The 14,872-nt window shown below is 62.3% G+C and carries 14 protein-coding genes; 7 read left to right on the top strand and 7 right to left on the bottom strand.

All coding sequences use genetic code 11. From position 1 onward, the window contains the following. Window positions 1–21: 21 nt before the first annotated feature. Window positions 22–597: a YdhK family protein gene (locus L6762_RS08015; protein WP_237186742.1), complete on the top strand. Its 576-nt coding sequence runs from the start codon at window positions 22–24 to the stop codon at window positions 595–597. A 101-nt stretch (window positions 598–698) separates the two neighbouring features. Here the strand turns inward: L6762_RS08015 and L6762_RS08010 are convergent, their stop codons facing one another. Further along, complete coding sequence (locus L6762_RS08010; RefSeq protein ID WP_237186741.1) at window positions 699–1,706, bottom strand: LLM class flavin-dependent oxidoreductase; 1,008 nt, start codon at window positions 1,704–1,706, stop codon at window positions 699–701. 135 nt (window positions 1,707–1,841) lie between these two features. Then, a complete protein-coding gene (locus tag L6762_RS08005; protein ID WP_237186740.1) occupies window positions 1,842–2,801 on the bottom strand; it encodes a helix-turn-helix domain-containing protein in 960 nt (319 codons plus the stop codon). A 141-nt stretch (window positions 2,802–2,942) separates the two neighbouring features. On the opposite strand from L6762_RS08005, the gene L6762_RS08000 reads away from it, so the two are divergent. The 5 genes from L6762_RS08000 (at window position 2,943) to L6762_RS07980 (ending at window position 8,874) form a co-directional block, all read left to right on the top strand. Next, complete coding sequence (locus L6762_RS08000) at window positions 2,943–4,358, top strand: aldehyde dehydrogenase family protein (RefSeq protein WP_237186739.1); 1,416 nt, start codon at window positions 2,943–2,945, stop codon at window positions 4,356–4,358. Between the two features lie 219 nt (window positions 4,359–4,577). After that, window positions 4,578–5,903: an MFS transporter gene (locus L6762_RS07995; protein ID WP_237186738.1), complete on the top strand. Its 1,326-nt coding sequence runs from the start codon at window positions 4,578–4,580 to the stop codon at window positions 5,901–5,903. Between the two features lie 128 nt (window positions 5,904–6,031). Beyond that, a complete protein-coding gene (locus tag L6762_RS07990) occupies window positions 6,032–7,240 on the top strand; it encodes a thiolase family protein (RefSeq protein WP_237186737.1) in 1,209 nt (402 codons plus the stop codon). Next, entirely contained in the window at window positions 7,240–7,998 is a 759-nt protein-coding gene (locus tag L6762_RS07985) for an enoyl-CoA hydratase/isomerase family protein (protein WP_237186736.1), read from the top strand. The genes L6762_RS07990 and L6762_RS07985 overlap by 1 nt, the downstream gene beginning before the upstream one ends. Before the next feature lie 9 nt (window positions 7,999–8,007). After that, window positions 8,008–8,874 (top strand): 3-hydroxyacyl-CoA dehydrogenase family protein, encoded by an 867-nt coding sequence (locus L6762_RS07980; RefSeq protein ID WP_237186735.1) that lies wholly within the window; start codon window positions 8,008–8,010, stop codon window positions 8,872–8,874. 96 nt (window positions 8,875–8,970) lie between these two features. Here the strand turns inward: L6762_RS07980 and L6762_RS07975 are convergent, their stop codons facing one another. Further along, window positions 8,971–9,399 carry a PaaI family thioesterase gene (locus L6762_RS07975; RefSeq protein WP_237186734.1) on the bottom strand — a complete coding sequence of 143 codons (429 nt, stop codon included), beginning with the start codon at window positions 9,397–9,399 and terminating at the stop codon, window positions 8,971–8,973. A 130-nt stretch (window positions 9,400–9,529) separates the two neighbouring features. Between L6762_RS07975 and paaZ the strand changes: the two genes are divergently transcribed. Beyond that, window positions 9,530–11,611 (top strand): phenylacetic acid degradation bifunctional protein PaaZ, encoded by a 2,082-nt coding sequence (gene paaZ, locus L6762_RS07970; RefSeq protein ID WP_237186733.1) that lies wholly within the window; start codon window positions 9,530–9,532, stop codon window positions 11,609–11,611. Here the strand turns inward: paaZ and L6762_RS07965 are convergent. The 4 genes from L6762_RS07965 to L6762_RS07950 all read right to left on the bottom strand — a co-directional run bounded on the left by L6762_RS07965 (window position 11,608) and on the right by L6762_RS07950 (window position 14,826). Next, window positions 11,608–12,300: an MOSC domain-containing protein gene (locus tag L6762_RS07965; RefSeq protein ID WP_237186732.1), complete on the bottom strand. Its 693-nt coding sequence runs from the start codon at window positions 12,298–12,300 to the stop codon at window positions 11,608–11,610. The genes paaZ and L6762_RS07965 overlap by 4 nt on opposite strands. Window positions 12,301–12,325: 25 nt before the next feature. Next, a complete protein-coding gene (locus L6762_RS07960) occupies window positions 12,326–12,940 on the bottom strand; it encodes a TetR/AcrR family transcriptional regulator (protein WP_237186730.1) in 615 nt (204 codons plus the stop codon). Window positions 12,941–13,024: 84 nt separating this feature from the next. Further along, window positions 13,025–14,398, bottom strand: a complete 1,374-nt coding sequence (locus tag L6762_RS07955) for a phenylacetate--CoA ligase family protein (RefSeq protein ID WP_237186729.1) — start codon at window positions 14,396–14,398, stop codon at window positions 13,025–13,027. Next, window positions 14,395–14,826 carry a PaaI family thioesterase gene (locus tag L6762_RS07950; RefSeq protein WP_237186728.1) on the bottom strand — a complete coding sequence of 144 codons (432 nt, stop codon included), beginning with the start codon at window positions 14,824–14,826 and terminating at the stop codon, window positions 14,395–14,397. Before L6762_RS07950 ends, L6762_RS07955 begins: the two co-directional genes overlap by 4 nt. Window positions 14,827–14,872 lie beyond the last annotated feature (46 nt).

The raw sequence follows: 14,872 nt of genomic DNA, 5'->3' as shown, positions 1-14,872 counted from the left end.
CCCACACCCTAGGAGGTAACTATGAAAACCCTAACTACCCGCGTCCTCGCCCTCACCGCTGCATCGCTGCTGGCTTTGACGGCCTGTGGTTCCAACGACTCCACGGCTAAAAGTGAAGCCGAGACCCTGGTGTCATCGGCCGCAACTGCCCACGCTGATCACGCCAATCACCCGGCAGATGGCGGGCCTGCCCCTGCCGGCATCGCCGAAGCTACCGACCCCACCTACCCTGTTGGCACCGAGGTAGTTCTTGCTGCTGACCACATGAGCGGCATGGACGGGGCGACCGCCACCGTCGTTGGTGCTTACCAGACCTACACTTACTCGGTGAATTACACTCCCACTGACGGGTCTGCCCCCGTGACCGACCACAAGTGGGTTGTGCAGGAAGAACTTGCGGACGTTGGGAGTGAGCGCCTTGCTGACGGCACTCCCGTGACCATCGAGGCTGAACACATGGCAGGCATGAAGGGAGCCGAAGGAACAATTGAGTCATCGACTGATGAGACCGTTTATATGGTGGACTTTACTGCCGGTGGCATGACCATGAAGAACCATAAGTGGGTCACTGAGTCTGAGATTAAAGCCGCCAAGTAACTCCTCACTCTCAAAGGGACCGCAAAACTTCAAAAGGACCGCATATTATGCGGTCCTTTTGAAGAAATGAGGTCCCCTTGCTAGGGGCGGGAACGGGGGGGTTAGAGCGCGGGCTTGATGTCGCGGACGATGGCCTCCAGCTGACGCAGGTTGAAGTCCACTCCCAGCATGTTGGGAATGGTCACCAGCAGGGTGTCCGCCTCGGCCACGGCCTCGTCCTGAGCTAGCTCTTCGGCGATTTTGTCGGGCTCACCGATGTAGCTCTTGCCGAAGCGGGAGACGGCGCCGTCCAGAATACCGACCTGGTCCTGGCCCTCAGCCTGGGCGCGCAGGCCGAAGTAGTAGTTACTCTGCTCGTCAATAATCGGAATAATCGAACGCGATACCGACGTGCGCGGGGTGCCCTCGTGCCCGGCGTCCGCCCAAGCCTGCTTGAAGATACGTAGTTGCTCGGCCTGGAGCTGGTCAAAGGGCACACCGGTATCTTCCAACAGCAGGGTGGAGGACATCAGGTTCATGCCCTGTTCGCCGGTCCAGCGGGCAGTATCGCGAGTGCCAGCACCCCACCAGATACGACGGGGCAGGCCGGGTGACTGGGGCGTAATCGGATCAAGCTGGGTGGGGTCAGAAACGCTCTGGGCGATTCCCTTCCCGGCAATAGCCTCGCGGAAGAGGGCGGTGTGACGGCGAGCCATGTCAGACTCGTCCTCCCCCTCGGCAGGTAGGTAGCCGAAGTGGGCAAAGCCCTTGTAGACGGTCTCGGGTGACCCGCGGGAGATACCCAGCTGTAGGCGCTCGTTACCGGCAATCAGGTCGACCATGGCGGCCTGTTCTGCCATGTAGAGCGGGTTTTCGTAGCGCATGTCAATGACGCCGGTGCCCAGCTCGATGGTGGAGGTGCGGGCCCCTGCGGCGGCCAGTAGGGGGAAGGGGGACATCTGTTGCTGGGCGAAGTGGTGGACGCGGTAGAAGGCCCCATCCAGCCCGATGTCTTCAGCGCCGACAGCCAGGTCGATGGCCTGGTGGAGCATGTCGGCGCCCGTGCGGGTTTTGGAACCGGGGTAGTCGCCGTAGTGGCCGAAGGAGAGGAAGCCTATTTTAGGTGCCATGGTTGCATGCCTTTCAGGTTGATTTTCCTTACAGGCATTACTTTACCAGGAAAGCATTTCGAGCGATAGGGAGACGCCATCGGAAAAGTGCAAGTGCCCGTCACTTTTCATACGGCAGTTGCACTTTTCGACAGGCTAGCTAGCCAGCATTCTCGCCCGGTAGGCCGAGGGCGATTCACCGTATTCAGCTTTAAAGGCCTTACTCACGTGCGAGGGGTCAAACAGGGCATAGCGAGCACTGATAGTCTGCACCGAATCCCCGCGGTAAAGGGGGTTAGCCAAATCCTCTCGAATACATTCCAGGCGGCGGGTGCGGATGTAGGTAGAGACGGTCTGCTGATTGGCCGCAAACCTGCCGTGCAGCTGCCGCAGGGAGATGTAGAGGGCGTCAGCGATTTTGCCGGGGCCCAGGTCAGGGTCGCCCAGGTGCTCTTCAATATAGGCGACGGCCTGGTGAAAGAGCATATTGCCCGGCGAGCGCCCGGCTTCGTTTGATTCTGCTGCCATGACGGTAATCAGCATTTCGAGGGCTGAGCGTACGAGGGCCAGGGCATGGGGGCCACTGAGTTCGTCAAGGTTGGCTGCGAGCTGCTCAAAGAGGGGCACAGCGAACTTTCCGAGCCCTTGCTGGTCAGAGACGGGGGTGGCCGTAATAACCCCTACGTAGTCGGCCCCCAGGTGCACGAAGTTTTGCGGGAAGAGCACAATGAGGCTGCGCTGCTGGCCGGGGTATTCGAGCTGGTAGGGGCGTTTGGTCACGTAGAGGGCCAGGTCGCCGGGGCGCAGGTGGCAGGTGCGCCCGTCCTGGGTGAGCACGGCTTCGCCGTCGAGTTGCAGGCTGAGTTTGCAGTAGCCGTTGTGTTCGGCGTCGTGCGCATCGGGGGTGCGGGCGACGCTGTGGGCGGGGGTGGTCATGTCGAAGAGTTCTACATCCCCCAGGGAGGCGGTGCGGACGCTGGCGCTGAAGTTTTCGGGCTCGTCGCAGGTGATGCGCAGGTCGCCGAAGCTTTCGCGCGCACCGGCACACCAGTCGGTGAAGCCGAGTTCTTGGTGCTGCCTGAAGCGGTAGGCTGCGCGGTTTTCTTCTTGGCTCACGTGGGCGCCCTCCTGCTGTCCTGCGGTCATATAAGTGACCGGGCGCACACTGCGCCAAATACTGTGCACAGCTCGCCTAACGCGCATAAAACCGTGACTCACATCATAGATGTAACCGTTTTTAACAGCAAGGAGATGACAATGCTGTCACTACCCACATCCTACTCAGAACTGGTGAGCCGCGTGACCACGGGCGGCACCCGCGAGGTTTTTGACCCGGCCACCGAAGAACTTATCGGCCTGGCACCCGAGCAGGGCACCGACGTCCTTGACCAGCTTGTCGCCAAGGCGCGTGAAGCCCAGCCGGCCTGGGCAGCCCTCTCTCACGCCGAGCGCAGCAACTACCTCATGAAGATGGCGGACGCCATCGAGCAGGCCTCCGAGCCCCTGGCCGAACTGCTGTCGCGCGAGCAGGGCAAGCCCCTCAACGGCCCCAATGCCCGGTTTGAGCTGGGCGGTTGCGTAGCCTGGACTCGCGCCACCGCGTCCTTCGGCATGGAGGAAGAGACCCTGGTGGATGACGGCGAGACCCGCGCCGTGCTCAACTACCGCCCCATTGGCGTAGTGGGCGGCATCGGCCCCTGGAACTGGCCCCTCATGATTACCATTTGGCAGATTGCCCCGGCCCTGCGCATGGGTAACACCATTGTGCTCAAGCCGTCCGAGTACACCACCCTGAGCGTGCTGGCCCTGGTTGAGGTAATCAATACCGTGCTCCCCGAGGGCGTTGTGCAGATTATCCCGGCAACTCCCGAGGTAGGCGCTGCCATGACCACCCACCCGGGCATCGACAAGATTACCTTTACCGGCTCCACTGCTACCGGCAAGAAGATTGCCGCATCAACGGCCGATACCCTCAAGCGCCTCACCCTGGAACTGGGCGGCAATGACGCCGGTATCGTACTGGATGACGCCGACCCCAAGGCCATTGCCGAGGGCCTCTTCTGGGGCGCCTTTATCAATACCAGCCAGACCTGCGCGGCCCTCAAGCGCCTCTACGTCCCTGATTCCCTCTACGATCAGGTCTGTGATGAGCTGGTTGCCGTCGCCCAGAACATGCCCATGGGTGTGGGCCTTGAGGAGCAGAACGTCCTGGGCCCCCTGCAAAACAAGGCCCAGTACGACATTGTGGCCAACCTGGTGCAGAAGGCTAAGGACGGCGGTGCTCGCGTCCTGCTGGGCGGCAACCCCGACGAAGATGCCAAGGGCTTCTTCTACCCCACCACCCTGGTGGCCGATCTTGACAAGGACAACCCCCTGGTGGTTGAGGAGCAGTTTGGCCCGGCTCTGCCGATTATCCGCTACTCCACCCTGGAGGAAGCCCTCGAAGAGGCCAACAAGCTGAACGTGGGCCTGGGCGCCTCGGTCTGGTCATCGAATATTGAGCGGGCCCGCGAGGTTGCCGCCAAGATTGAGGCTGGCACCGTCTGGATCAACAAGCACGGCGCGATTGACCCCCGCATCCCCTTCGGCGGCATCAAGAAGTCAGGTTACGGCGTGGAGTTTGGCGTCGAGGGCCTCAAGCATATGGGCCTGCCGCAGGTTATCTGCGAATAAACCCCGCCCCTTCCCTGCCCCGTCCGGACGCACCCGGGCGGGGCAGGCGTCCTTAACCTCCCTGCGGGCGGGGTCGGGTAGAAATTACTGACCGAGCGTTAAAAAATTTCTCGCGCAGACCTATTGCACACCCCACATTTTCGTATATGATTTCAAACAAATGTGACCCCCACCTCAGGAGGGCGCATATCATCCACCCCCGCATACAAGGAGACACCGATGTCTTCACACATGGCAGCTAGCACCCGCCACCGGGTCAGCCGCGAAGAAAAGAAGGTGCTAGCAGGCACCCTCATCGGCACCACCATCGAATGGTACGACTTCTTCATCTACGCCCAGGCCGCAGGCCTGATTCTTGCCACCCAGTACTTCACCCCCGAAGGTGAAGACAAGACCATCGCCCAGATTGTTTCGTGGGCGTCCCTGGGTATTAGCTTTATCTTCCGCCCGCTTGGCGCTATCGTCGCCGGTCACATCGGCGACAAGTTCGGCCGCCGCATCACCCTGGTGCTCACCCTCATTCTGATGGGTATCGCCACCGTCGGTATCGGTTTTGTGCCCACCTACGCCCAAATCGGCATCGCAGCGCCCATCATTATCGTGGTTCTGCGTATTCTCCAGGGTTTCTCAGCCGGCGGCGAATGGGGCGGCGCCGCCCTCATGTCGGTGGAGCACGCACCCCGCAACAAGCGCGGCTTCTTCGGAGCCTTCCCCCAGATCGGCGTGCCCCTGGGCATGATTCTGGCAACCCTGGTCAATCTCTTCCTCAACTCCATTTTGACCGAAGAGCAGTTCCTCAGCTTTGGCTGGCGTATCCCCTTCTGGTCGTCCATCATCCTGATTCTGGTGGGCTTCTACATCCGCCACTCCGTTGAAGAATCCCCCGTCTTCAAGGAGATGCAGAACCTCAAGAAGCGCGAATCGGCACCGCTCAAGCAGCTCTTTAAGGGCAACACTAAAGAGGTTATGTTGGCAGCCCTGATCTTTATCGCCAACAACGCAGCGGGCTACCTGGTTATCGCCTTCTTCATTTCTTACGGCGTGAAGGCCCTGGGCATGACCCGCGGCGATGCCATGACCGCCTCACTTATTGGTGGCCTGGGCTGGCTTACCTTCACCATGATCGGCGGCTGGATGAGCGACAAGATTGGCCGCGTGCGCACCTTCCAGCTGGGTTACGGCTTTATGATTCTCTGGGCCGTACCCATGTGGTTCCTGATCGACAGTGGCAACGCAGCCCTCTTCACCCTGGCTATTTTCATCCTCACCATTGGCCTGGGCCCCTCCTACGGCCCTCAGTCGGCCATGTACGCCGAGATGTTCCCGGCCTCCGTACGATTCTCAGGCATCTCGATTGGCTACGCTATCGGCGCGATTCTGGGTGGCGCCTTTGCCCCCATGATTGCTGAGATGATTCTGAAGCAGACCGGCCAGTCATGGATGATTGGCGTCTACATCGCAGCCCTGGCTGTGGTGTCGGTGATTGCGGTCAGCATGGTACCCAAGAGCAACCAGGAGATCGACCTTCACCCCGAAGAGGCATAAGCTCTCAACCCCCGCCACCCACCGGTGGCGGGGGTCTTTCTCTTGCCCTTGACCTACATCACTTAAAGTGAAAAGATTTAGTGAACGATTGGTCAGTTATTTCTTGGCTTTCTGACAAAGGAGTTTGAATGTCGCAGACACCCCAGGCTTATCTCGTAGGCGGCTCCCGTACCCCCGTGGGGCGTTACGGCGGGGCGCTGTCGTCCGTCCGCCCCGATGATCTCGCGGCCCTGGTGATTAAGGACGTCGTCGAGAAGGCCGGGCTTGACCCGGCGGCTGTCGACGAGGTCATCTTGGGCAACGCCAACGGTGCCGGTGAAGAGAACCGCAACGTAGCCCGCCTGGCCTGGCTGCTCAACGACTACCCCGACACCGTCCCCGGCATCACCGTCAACCGCCTGTGTGCCTCGGGTATGAGCGCTATTACCCTGGCTGCGCAGATGATTAAGGCGGGTGAGGCCGATATCGTGATTGCCGGTGGCGTGGAGTCTATGTCCCGCGCCCCCTGGGTCATGGAAAAGCCCACCACCGCTTTTGCCAAGCCCGGCCAGAGCTTCGATACCTCTATCGGCTGGCGCTTCGTCAACCCCGTTTTTGCGGCGCGTGACAAGTTCACCTACTCCATGCCTGAAACCGCAGAAGAAGTAGCCCGCGTCGATTCTATTTCCCGCGAAGACTGCGACGCCTTTGCCGTCCGCTCCCACGAGCGGGCTATCGCGGCCATTGAGGCCGGGCACTTTAAAGACGAAATCGTGCCCGTGGTGGTACGGGACCGCAAGGGCCGGGAAACCGTGGTTGATACGGACGAGGGCCCCCGCCCCGGCACCACCCCCGAGGTACTGGCCAAGCTGCGCCCAGTCGTCGCCGGTGGTTCTGTGGTGACGGCAGGTAATTCATCCTCCCTCAACGACGGGGCATCAGCCATTATTGTGGCCTCCGAAGAAGCCGTGAAGAAGTACGGGCTAACCCCGCGCGCCCGCGTTGTCACCGGCACGTCCGCCGGTCTAGCCCCCGAAATTATGGGTCTGGGCCCGGTACCGGCCACCGAAAAAGCCCTAGCCAGGGCCGGGTGGACGGTGGCAGACCTGGGGGCTGTGGAACTCAACGAGGCTTTTGCCTCCCAGTCTCTGGCGTCCATGCGCCGCCTGAGCCTCAGTGAGGAGATCGTCAACCGCGACGGCGGGGCGATTGCCCTGGGCCACCCGCTGGGTTCGTCCGGCTCCCGCATTGTGATTACCCTGCTGGGCCGTATGGAACGCGAGGGAGCCACTAAGGGCCTGGCCACCATGTGCATTGGCGTGGGCCAGGGCGCTGCCCTGCTAGTGGAGGCCGTCTAATGTTTGAGCATTTCACCGCCCTGGCCGTTGAAGAGGGCGAGGACCGCCTGGTCGTCCGCATGAACCGCCCCGAAGTGCGCAACGCTATTGATGCCACCATGGTCGCCGAGCTCCACGAGGTCTGCGCCTACCTCGAGGTCACCCCCAAGATCCTGATTCTGACCGGCTGCGAGGTGAACGGGCGCGGAATTTTCGCCTCGGGTGCCGATATCGCCCAGCTGCGCGAGCGCCGCCGGGAGGACGCCCTGCGCGGGGTCAATTCGCAAATTTTTGACCGCATTCATAAGCTCCCCATGCCGGTGATTGCCGCCATTGACGGCTACGCCCTGGGTGGCGGTGCGGAGCTGGCCTACGCGGCTGATTTCCGCCTAGGTACCCCCTATATCAAGATGGGCCAGCCCGAAACCAACCTGGGTATTATCGCCGCAGCCGGTGCCCTCTGGCGCCTCAAGGAGCTGGTGGGTGAGCCGGTGGCCCTAGAGATCCTGATGGCCGGCCGTATTCTGTCTGCCGACGAGGCACTTGAGCTGCACCTGGTGACCGAGCTGCATGAGCCGTCCGCCCTGCTCCCCGCGGCCCACGCCCTGGCAGACCGCATTGGAGCCCAGGACCCGCTGGCGGTGCGCGTAACCAAGCGGGTCTTTGCGGCCCCGCGCGAGGCCCACCCCCATATTGACGAGCTGGCCCAGGCGATTCTGTTTGAGTCCCAGGCCAAGTTTGACCGCATGCAGGCTTTTCTTGACCGCAAGAAGAAGTAGAGGTAAGTGATGACTGAAGTTCACGAATTGAAGGTTCCTGCCCGCGTGGGTGTGCTGGGCGGCGGACGCATGGGCGCGGGTATTGCCCATGCTTTTCTGCTGGCCGGGGCCCAGGTTGTGGTGGTTGAGCGGGACGCCCAGGTGGCCGAAGCTGCCCGCGAGCGCGTGGAGCGCGACCTGGCTAAGTCGCTGGAGCGCGGGGCTTTTGACGGTAATTTTGATGAGCTGACCGAGCGGTTTGCGGTGTCGGTTGATTACGGTGATTTTGCGGACCGCCAGCTGGTGGTTGAGGCCGTGCCCGAGAACTGGGATCTGAAGGTTTCTGCTTTGCGGGCAGTAGAAGAGCAGCTGGGTGAGGGCGCCTGGTTGGCGTCGAATACGTCCTCCCTATCAATTGATGGGTTGGCGGAGTCTTTGCAGCGCCCCGGTAATTTTATTGGCCTGCATTTCTTTAACCCGGTGCCGGCCTCCAAGCTGGTGGAGGTGGTGCAGTCTAAGCATTCTTCTGCCGAGCTGAAGGAGGCTGCCCGCCTCTGGGTTGAGGGCCTGGGTAAGACCCCGGTGGTGGTCAATGACGCCCCCGGTTTTGCATCCTCGCGTCTGGGTGTGGCGATCGCTCTTGAGGCTATCCGCATGGTCGAGGAGGGGGTGGCCAGCCCTGAGGATATCGACAACGCCATGGTACTGGGCTACAAGTTCCCAATTGGCCCGCTGGCCCTGACCGATGTGGTGGGGCTGGACGTCCGCCTCGGCATTGCCGAGTATCTTGAGTCGCAGCTGGGTGAGCGGTTTGCCCCGCCGCAGCTCATGCGCGACATGGTAGCCCGCGGGGAGCTGGGCCGTAAGAGCGGCAAGGGCTTCTACGACTACAGCTAGGCCGCCTGCCCCAGTAGGTACCATCTGAGTCAGAAAAACCCATCTAGTTGGTGGGTTTTTCTGATTTAAGTGGTACCTACCCGACTGAGGTGGTACCTACTTGATGAAGTTGGTGATACGCAGGGTGCACAGGCGCGCGCCCGTATCTTCGTGGGTAATAATCACTTCGTGGGTGGTCAGGGAACGGCCCAGGTGAATGGCGGACGCCGTCGCCCGCACGGTGCCGGTTTTTGAGGATTTGTGGTGGGTGGCGTTCACATCCACGCCCACCGCCACCTTGCCCATGGATGAGGCATGGATGACCGCGGCCCAGGAGCCTACGGCCTCCCCCAGGGCCAGCATGGCACCCCCGTGCAGCAGGCCCAGGGACTGGCGGTTACCCTCCACCGGCATGGTGGCCACCACCCGTTCAGCAGATTCTTCGAGCACCTGCATGCCCATCTTTTCATCTAGCTCACCCAGGGTAATTTTCCAGAGTTCGACCTGCCCGTCAGCCTCCTGGCCGGTGCCTACCTGCTCGCCCATGAGCGTCCTTTCCGCCCTGTCCTCAAGGGGTGCAAGGCTTTTCTTCACCTGTGATGTGAACTATAGTTTATACCAATAACTGAACGCTCGGTCATTTATTTCCGGGCTTCCTAACAGTAAGGATTTCTCAATGACGAGCACCCCCGCACTGGTCCCCAGCTTCATCAAGGGCTCCTGGTGGGCCCCGGAAAACCCCACCTCTTCCCAGGACGTTCTCAACGCCATCACCGGCGAGCCCATCTACCGGGTATCCACCGAGGGAATCGACACCGCAGGGGCTATTGACTATGCCCGCACCACCGGCCAGGCCAACCTGGGCAAGCTCACCTTCCACGACCGCGCCCTGATCATCAAGCAGCTGGCCCAGTACCTGACCGAGCACAAGACCGAACTCTACGAGCTTTCTTTCGCCACCGGCGCTACCCAGCGCGACCACTACATCGACGTGGACGGCGGCATCGGCACCCTCTTCACCTTCTCCTCCAAGGGCCGCCGCGAGCTGCCCAACTCCCGCGTCATTATCGACGGCAACGTTGAGCAGCTCTCCCGCGACGGCTCCTTCATCGGTGAGCACATCTACACCACCCTGCCCGGGGTGGCCGTTGAGATTAACGCCTTCAACTTCCCCATCTGGGGCATGCTTGAGAAGTTCGCCCCGGCCTTTATCGCCGGTATGCCCACCATCGTCAAGCCCGCGACCCCCACCGGCTACGTCACCGAGGCAACCGTGCGCCTCATGCTGGATTCCGGCCTGCTACCCGAGGGCTCCCTACAGCTGATTTCTGGTTCAGCCCGCGACCTGCTGGACTACCTGGACTACCGCGACCACGTGGCCTTTACCGGTTCAGCCGCCACCGCCCGCACCCTGCGCCAGCACCCCAGCGTGCAGACCAAGGGCCTGCACTTCACCGCCGAAACCGACTCCCTGAACGCCGCTATTCTGGGCCCGGACGCCACCGCCGACACCCCCGAGTTCGAGGCCTTTATCAAGTCGGTCATGGTGGAGATTACCGCTAAGGCGGGCCAGAAGTGTACCGCTATCCGCCGCGTCCTGGTGCCTGCCGGGCGCTCCGCTGAGGTTGTTGAGGCCCTGGCGGGCAAGATTTCCGGACGCGTGGTGGTCGGCAACCCACGCGAGGAGGGAGTGACCATGGGTTCACTGGCCTCCCCCGAGCAGAAGACCGAGGTTGAAAAGGCTGTGACCCGCCTGGTTGAGGCTGGTGGCACGATTGCCTTCCGCGGCGAGGCCCCCGAGGGCCCCTCTTTCTACCCGGTCACGGTGCTGACCTTTGAGGACGCCCGCACCCCCGAGGTTCATTCCGTTGAGGCTTTCGGCCCTGTGACCTCCGTACTGGAGTACACCGACCTGGCCGAGGCTGTTGAACTGGCCGCCCTGGGCGAGGGCTCCCTGGTGGCTACGGTCTGCACCCACGATGACGCCACCGCCGCCCAGCTGGCCCTGGGCATTGCCGCCCATCACGGCCGCGTCCTGGTGCTGGATCGCGAGGACGCCAAGACCTCAACCGGCCACGGCTCCCCCGTACCCCACCTGGTACACGGCGGCCCGGGTCGCGCCGGTGGCGGTGAGGAGCTCGGTGGTGTTCGCGCCGTGAAGCACTACATGCAGCGCACCGCTATTCAGGGCTCCCCCAATAAGCTCACTGCCCTGACCGGGGTGTGGCACCCCGGGGCGGACGCCGCAACCGTCACCCGCGCCCAGGTAGAGTCGGGCGAGGGTGTGCACCCCTTCCGCAAGTCCCTGGCCGAGCTGGCCATCGGCGACCAGTTCGCTTCTGACCTGCGCGAGGTCAAGCTACAAGACATCACCGATTTCGCCAACGAGACCGGGGATCAGTTCTACGCCCACACCGACGAGGAGGCTGCGGCGGCTAACCCCTTCTTCCCCCGTCGTGTGGCCCACGGCTACCTGCTGGTCTCTTGGGCGGCGGGGCTCTTCGTTGACCCGGCACCGGGCCCGGTTCTGGCTAACTACGGCCTGGAGAACCTGCGTTTTATCACCCCGGTCACCTACGATGATTCGATTCGCGTGACGCTGACCGCCAAGAAGATTACCCCGCGCGTGACCGACGAGTACGGCGAGGTCACCTGGGACGCGGTGCTGCACAACCAGAAGGACGAAATCGTGGCCACCTACGATGTGCTGACCCTGGTGGCCAAGACCTGGCCTATGGCTGAGGCTGACGCCAGCTAACGCCCCAGTTTAGCCAGGAGCCGGTCGTGGTAGAAAGGCGGGTAGCAGCCTGCTTCTACCACGGCCTGCATGGCGGCACGATCACCCATAGCAGCCGCAAAGGCCTGCCCCATAGTCACCCCGTGGTCGGGGGCAGGTAGAAAAGTAATAGTATCCCCGGCTGTGATGGTACCGGGCTGGAGAACGCGCAGGTAGGCACCGGCGTCCTGACGCTCAGTAAAGGTCTTTACCCAGCCTTTTTGGCCCAGCCAGTCGGCAAAGGTGCGGCAGGGCTGGCGAGGCACCGACACCTCAAGCACGGCCGTACCCACCGCCAGGCGCTGGTTGATGAGAACCCGGCTCCAGGTAATACCCTCAGTGGTTAGATTCTCGCCGAACTGCCCGTCGGCTAGAGGTGCGCCTAAGCGCTCGGCCCAGTAATCCAATTCTTCCCGGGCAAAGGCATAGACCGCCTTGTCAGCACCGCCGTGGTGCTTGGCGTCCCCCACGAAATCCCCGCTCACACCGGAGCCGTTCCCATAGCCGGGCGCCGGGGCAAAAACCTCCAGCGAATCTACCGGCTGCTTATTGATGCCGGTGGCACCCTTACCTGTAGGGCTGGGCATTTCTGCCCCGCGATTGGTGGAGCGGACGCGCGCCCCCGCCGGGCTTAGGCCAGGAAAGGTGGGTGCGGAGTGGGTTTCAGTCATAGGTCTACGATACCCTGCACCACCTCTAGGGGCGGGGGCCTGCCGCAATCCCCCGAAAGGCCATATCGACGACCGTATCGGCCAGGGCCTCCACGTCGCCACCACGGGCCGGGTCATACCAGACCGCCAGGGAGTTAATCATGCCGAAAATCAGGCGGGCCAGGGTGCGGGCGTCCGCGCTCTGCCGCACCTGCCCAGCCTGCTGGGCAGCATCCACCAGGGCCGCCAGGCGGCCGGTCAAGGCCCGGCGCTTATCGAGAGCAGCCTGCTGGGCCGGGGAATTACCGCGCAAACGCAGCAGCAGGGTCACATAGGGCAGGTGCTCAGCCAGCACAAACACGGTCTGGCGCACCACGAATTCAAGCCGCTCGCGGGCGTCCGCCTCTAAACTCTCGCCAGCCTCAAACACCTCGTCAAGGGCGTCGAGGGCACGGTCGAGGGCGATGCGTAAAATCTCTTCCTTGCTGGCCACGTGGTGGTAGATAGCGCTCTTGGTCAGCCCCAGGCGCTTGGCGAGCATGTCCATGCTGGTGGCGTCGTAGCCGTGCTCGTTGAAGACCTCTACGGCCAGGCGCAGTACCTCTTGGCGGTCATAGCCGGGGCGACCGCGCTTGGCGGGCTGGGACTGGCGAGTGCTCACAGCATCTTCCTCTCACACACGGGTAGGGAGCCCCCGCACGGGAGCTCCCTACATGCTAACAAACCTGCCCGCAGGCGAGTAGGTTTATTCGTTGCCCTTGGGCTTGTTGCGGTAGTCGTAGATACGGCGAATCTTGCCGACGGAGCGGGGCAGGACGTCCGGGTCCAGCACCTCGATACGGCAGGTGGAGCCGATCTTGGTCTTGATGTCGTGCAGCAGGCGCTTACCGGCTTCTTCGGCGGCTTCTAGGGTGAACTCCTCGCGGCGTTCGATGCGCACGGTCATTTCGTCCATGCGGCCAGGGCGGGTCAGCTCCAGGGCGAAGTGGGGCGACAGCTCCGGCTGTTGTAGGGCCAGCTCTTCTACCTGGGAGGGGAAGAGGTTGACGCCGCGCAGGATAATCATGTCATCGCTGCGGCCGGTGATGCGGCCCAGGCGGCGGTGGCCGGGGCGGGCGGTACCGGGTAGCAGGCGGGTCAGATCGTGGGTGCGGTAGCGGATGATGGGCAGGGCTTCCTTGGTCAGGGAGGTAAAGACCAGTTCGCCGGGGCGGCCCAAATCGAGCACGGTGTCGTCGAAGGGGTCGATAATTTCGGGGCGGAAGTGGTCCTCCCAGATGTGGGAGCCGTCCTGCGATTCAAAGGACTCACCGGCCACACCGGGGCCCATAACCTCAGACAGGCCGTAGATATCGCAGGCCTTGAGAGTGCCGAAGGTGACCTCGATTTCGCGGCGCATTTCTTCGGTCCAGGGCTCAGCACCCAGCACAGCGGTCTTGAGGGAGGTTTCCCTGGGGTCGATACCCAGCTTGCGGAAGGCGTCGGCGATGGTGAGCAGGTAGGTGGGAGTGGAGAGAATCGCGTCGGGCTCAAAGTCACGGATGAGCTGCACCTGTTTTTCGGTCTGGCCGCCAGACATGGGAATGACGGCCGCGCCCAGGCGTTCAGCACCGTAGTGGGCGCCCAAGCCGCCGGTGAAGAGGCCGTAGCCGTAGGCGTTATGCACCTTGTAGCCGGGCTTGATACCTGAGAAGCGGAAGCAGCGGGCTACCAGGGCGCTCCAGGTGGCGATGTCGTTTTCGGTGTAGCCCACGACGGTGGGCTGGCCGGTGGTACCCGAGGACGCGTGGATGCGGCGCACATCGCTCATGGGTACGGCAAAGGCCTTGAAGGGGTAGGCCTTCCGCAGGAATTCTTTGTCGGTGTAGGGGAAGAGCTTGAGGTCGTCGAGCTCCTTGAAGTCACCGGGGTGCACGCCGTGCTCATCGTAGAGTTCCTTGTAGGCGGGCACGTTTTCGTAGGCGTAGTGCAGAGTCCAGCGCAGGCGCTCGAACTGGAGGGCTTCAATCTGGTCGCGACTCATCAGCTCCTCGGGGTCGGGAGCGCCGGGGTCAGTGGCTCGGGGGGCCGGGGTGTAGGGGTTTTCTACGCTGCAAGAGGGGGCCTTGTAGGTACTCATACCTGCTGTCCTTCCGTGGCTGTTGGGGGCTTGATGGAGCGGCCACGACCGCGGAACTCGGCGATGAGTTTGTCTCCGCAGGTGACGGTCACATCAACGATGCTGTTGCGCCCGTACTGTGCTGTGAGGTTCGCTTCTGCTCGTAGGGTTTGCCCTTCGTAGGCTGAGGCGATGTAGTTAACGTCAACGCCTGCCCCCACAGTGATGCTCTGGGCGTAGAGCTCGGGGTCACTGTGGTTGCAGGCGAGGGCGAAGGCGGTGTCTGCAAAGGCGAAGGTCATACCACCGTGGATGATGCCGAAGCCGTTGACCATCTCATGCTTGATGTCCATTTCGATGATGGCGTGACCCAGCTGGGCGGTGAGCACGCGAATGCCCATCCAGTCACTGGCGTGATCGCGTTCAAGCATGGGGTGGGTTGCGCTCACTATGCCTCCAAAGTATTTAGTGACCATTTGGTCAGTTATTCACTCA

The organism is Rothia nasimurium, assembly GCF_928381705.1.
Taxonomy (GTDB): Bacteria; Actinomycetota; Actinomycetes; order Actinomycetales; family Micrococcaceae; genus Rothia; species Rothia nasimurium_G.
The sequence above is the reverse complement of the archived record's forward strand: the minus strand, read 5'-3'. Positions and strand labels throughout refer to the sequence as shown.

Coding starts and splice junctions, on each gene's coding strand:
- L6762_RS08015 (WP_237186742.1), top strand. CDS start 22: ATGAAAACCCTAACTACCCGCGTCCTCGCCCTCACCGCTGCATCGCTG.
- L6762_RS08010 (WP_237186741.1), bottom strand. CDS start 1,706: ATGGCACCTAAAATAGGCTTCCTCTCCTTCGGCCACTACGGCGACTAC.
- L6762_RS08000 (WP_237186739.1), top strand. CDS start 2,943: ATGCTGTCACTACCCACATCCTACTCAGAACTGGTGAGCCGCGTGACC.
- L6762_RS07995 (WP_237186738.1), top strand. CDS start 4,578: ATGTCTTCACACATGGCAGCTAGCACCCGCCACCGGGTCAGCCGCGAA.
- L6762_RS07990 (WP_237186737.1), top strand. CDS start 6,032: ATGTCGCAGACACCCCAGGCTTATCTCGTAGGCGGCTCCCGTACCCCC.
- L6762_RS07985 (WP_237186736.1), top strand. CDS start 7,240: ATGTTTGAGCATTTCACCGCCCTGGCCGTTGAAGAGGGCGAGGACCGC.
- L6762_RS07980 (WP_237186735.1), top strand. CDS start 8,008: ATGACTGAAGTTCACGAATTGAAGGTTCCTGCCCGCGTGGGTGTGCTG.
- L6762_RS07975 (WP_237186734.1), bottom strand. CDS start 9,399: ATGGGCGAGCAGGTAGGCACCGGCCAGGAGGCTGACGGGCAGGTCGAA.
- paaZ (WP_237186733.1), top strand. CDS start 9,530: ATGACGAGCACCCCCGCACTGGTCCCCAGCTTCATCAAGGGCTCCTGG.
- L6762_RS07965 (WP_237186732.1), bottom strand. CDS start 12,300: ATGACTGAAACCCACTCCGCACCCACCTTTCCTGGCCTAAGCCCGGCG.
- L6762_RS07955 (WP_237186729.1), bottom strand. CDS start 14,398: ATGAGTACCTACAAGGCCCCCTCTTGCAGCGTAGAAAACCCCTACACC.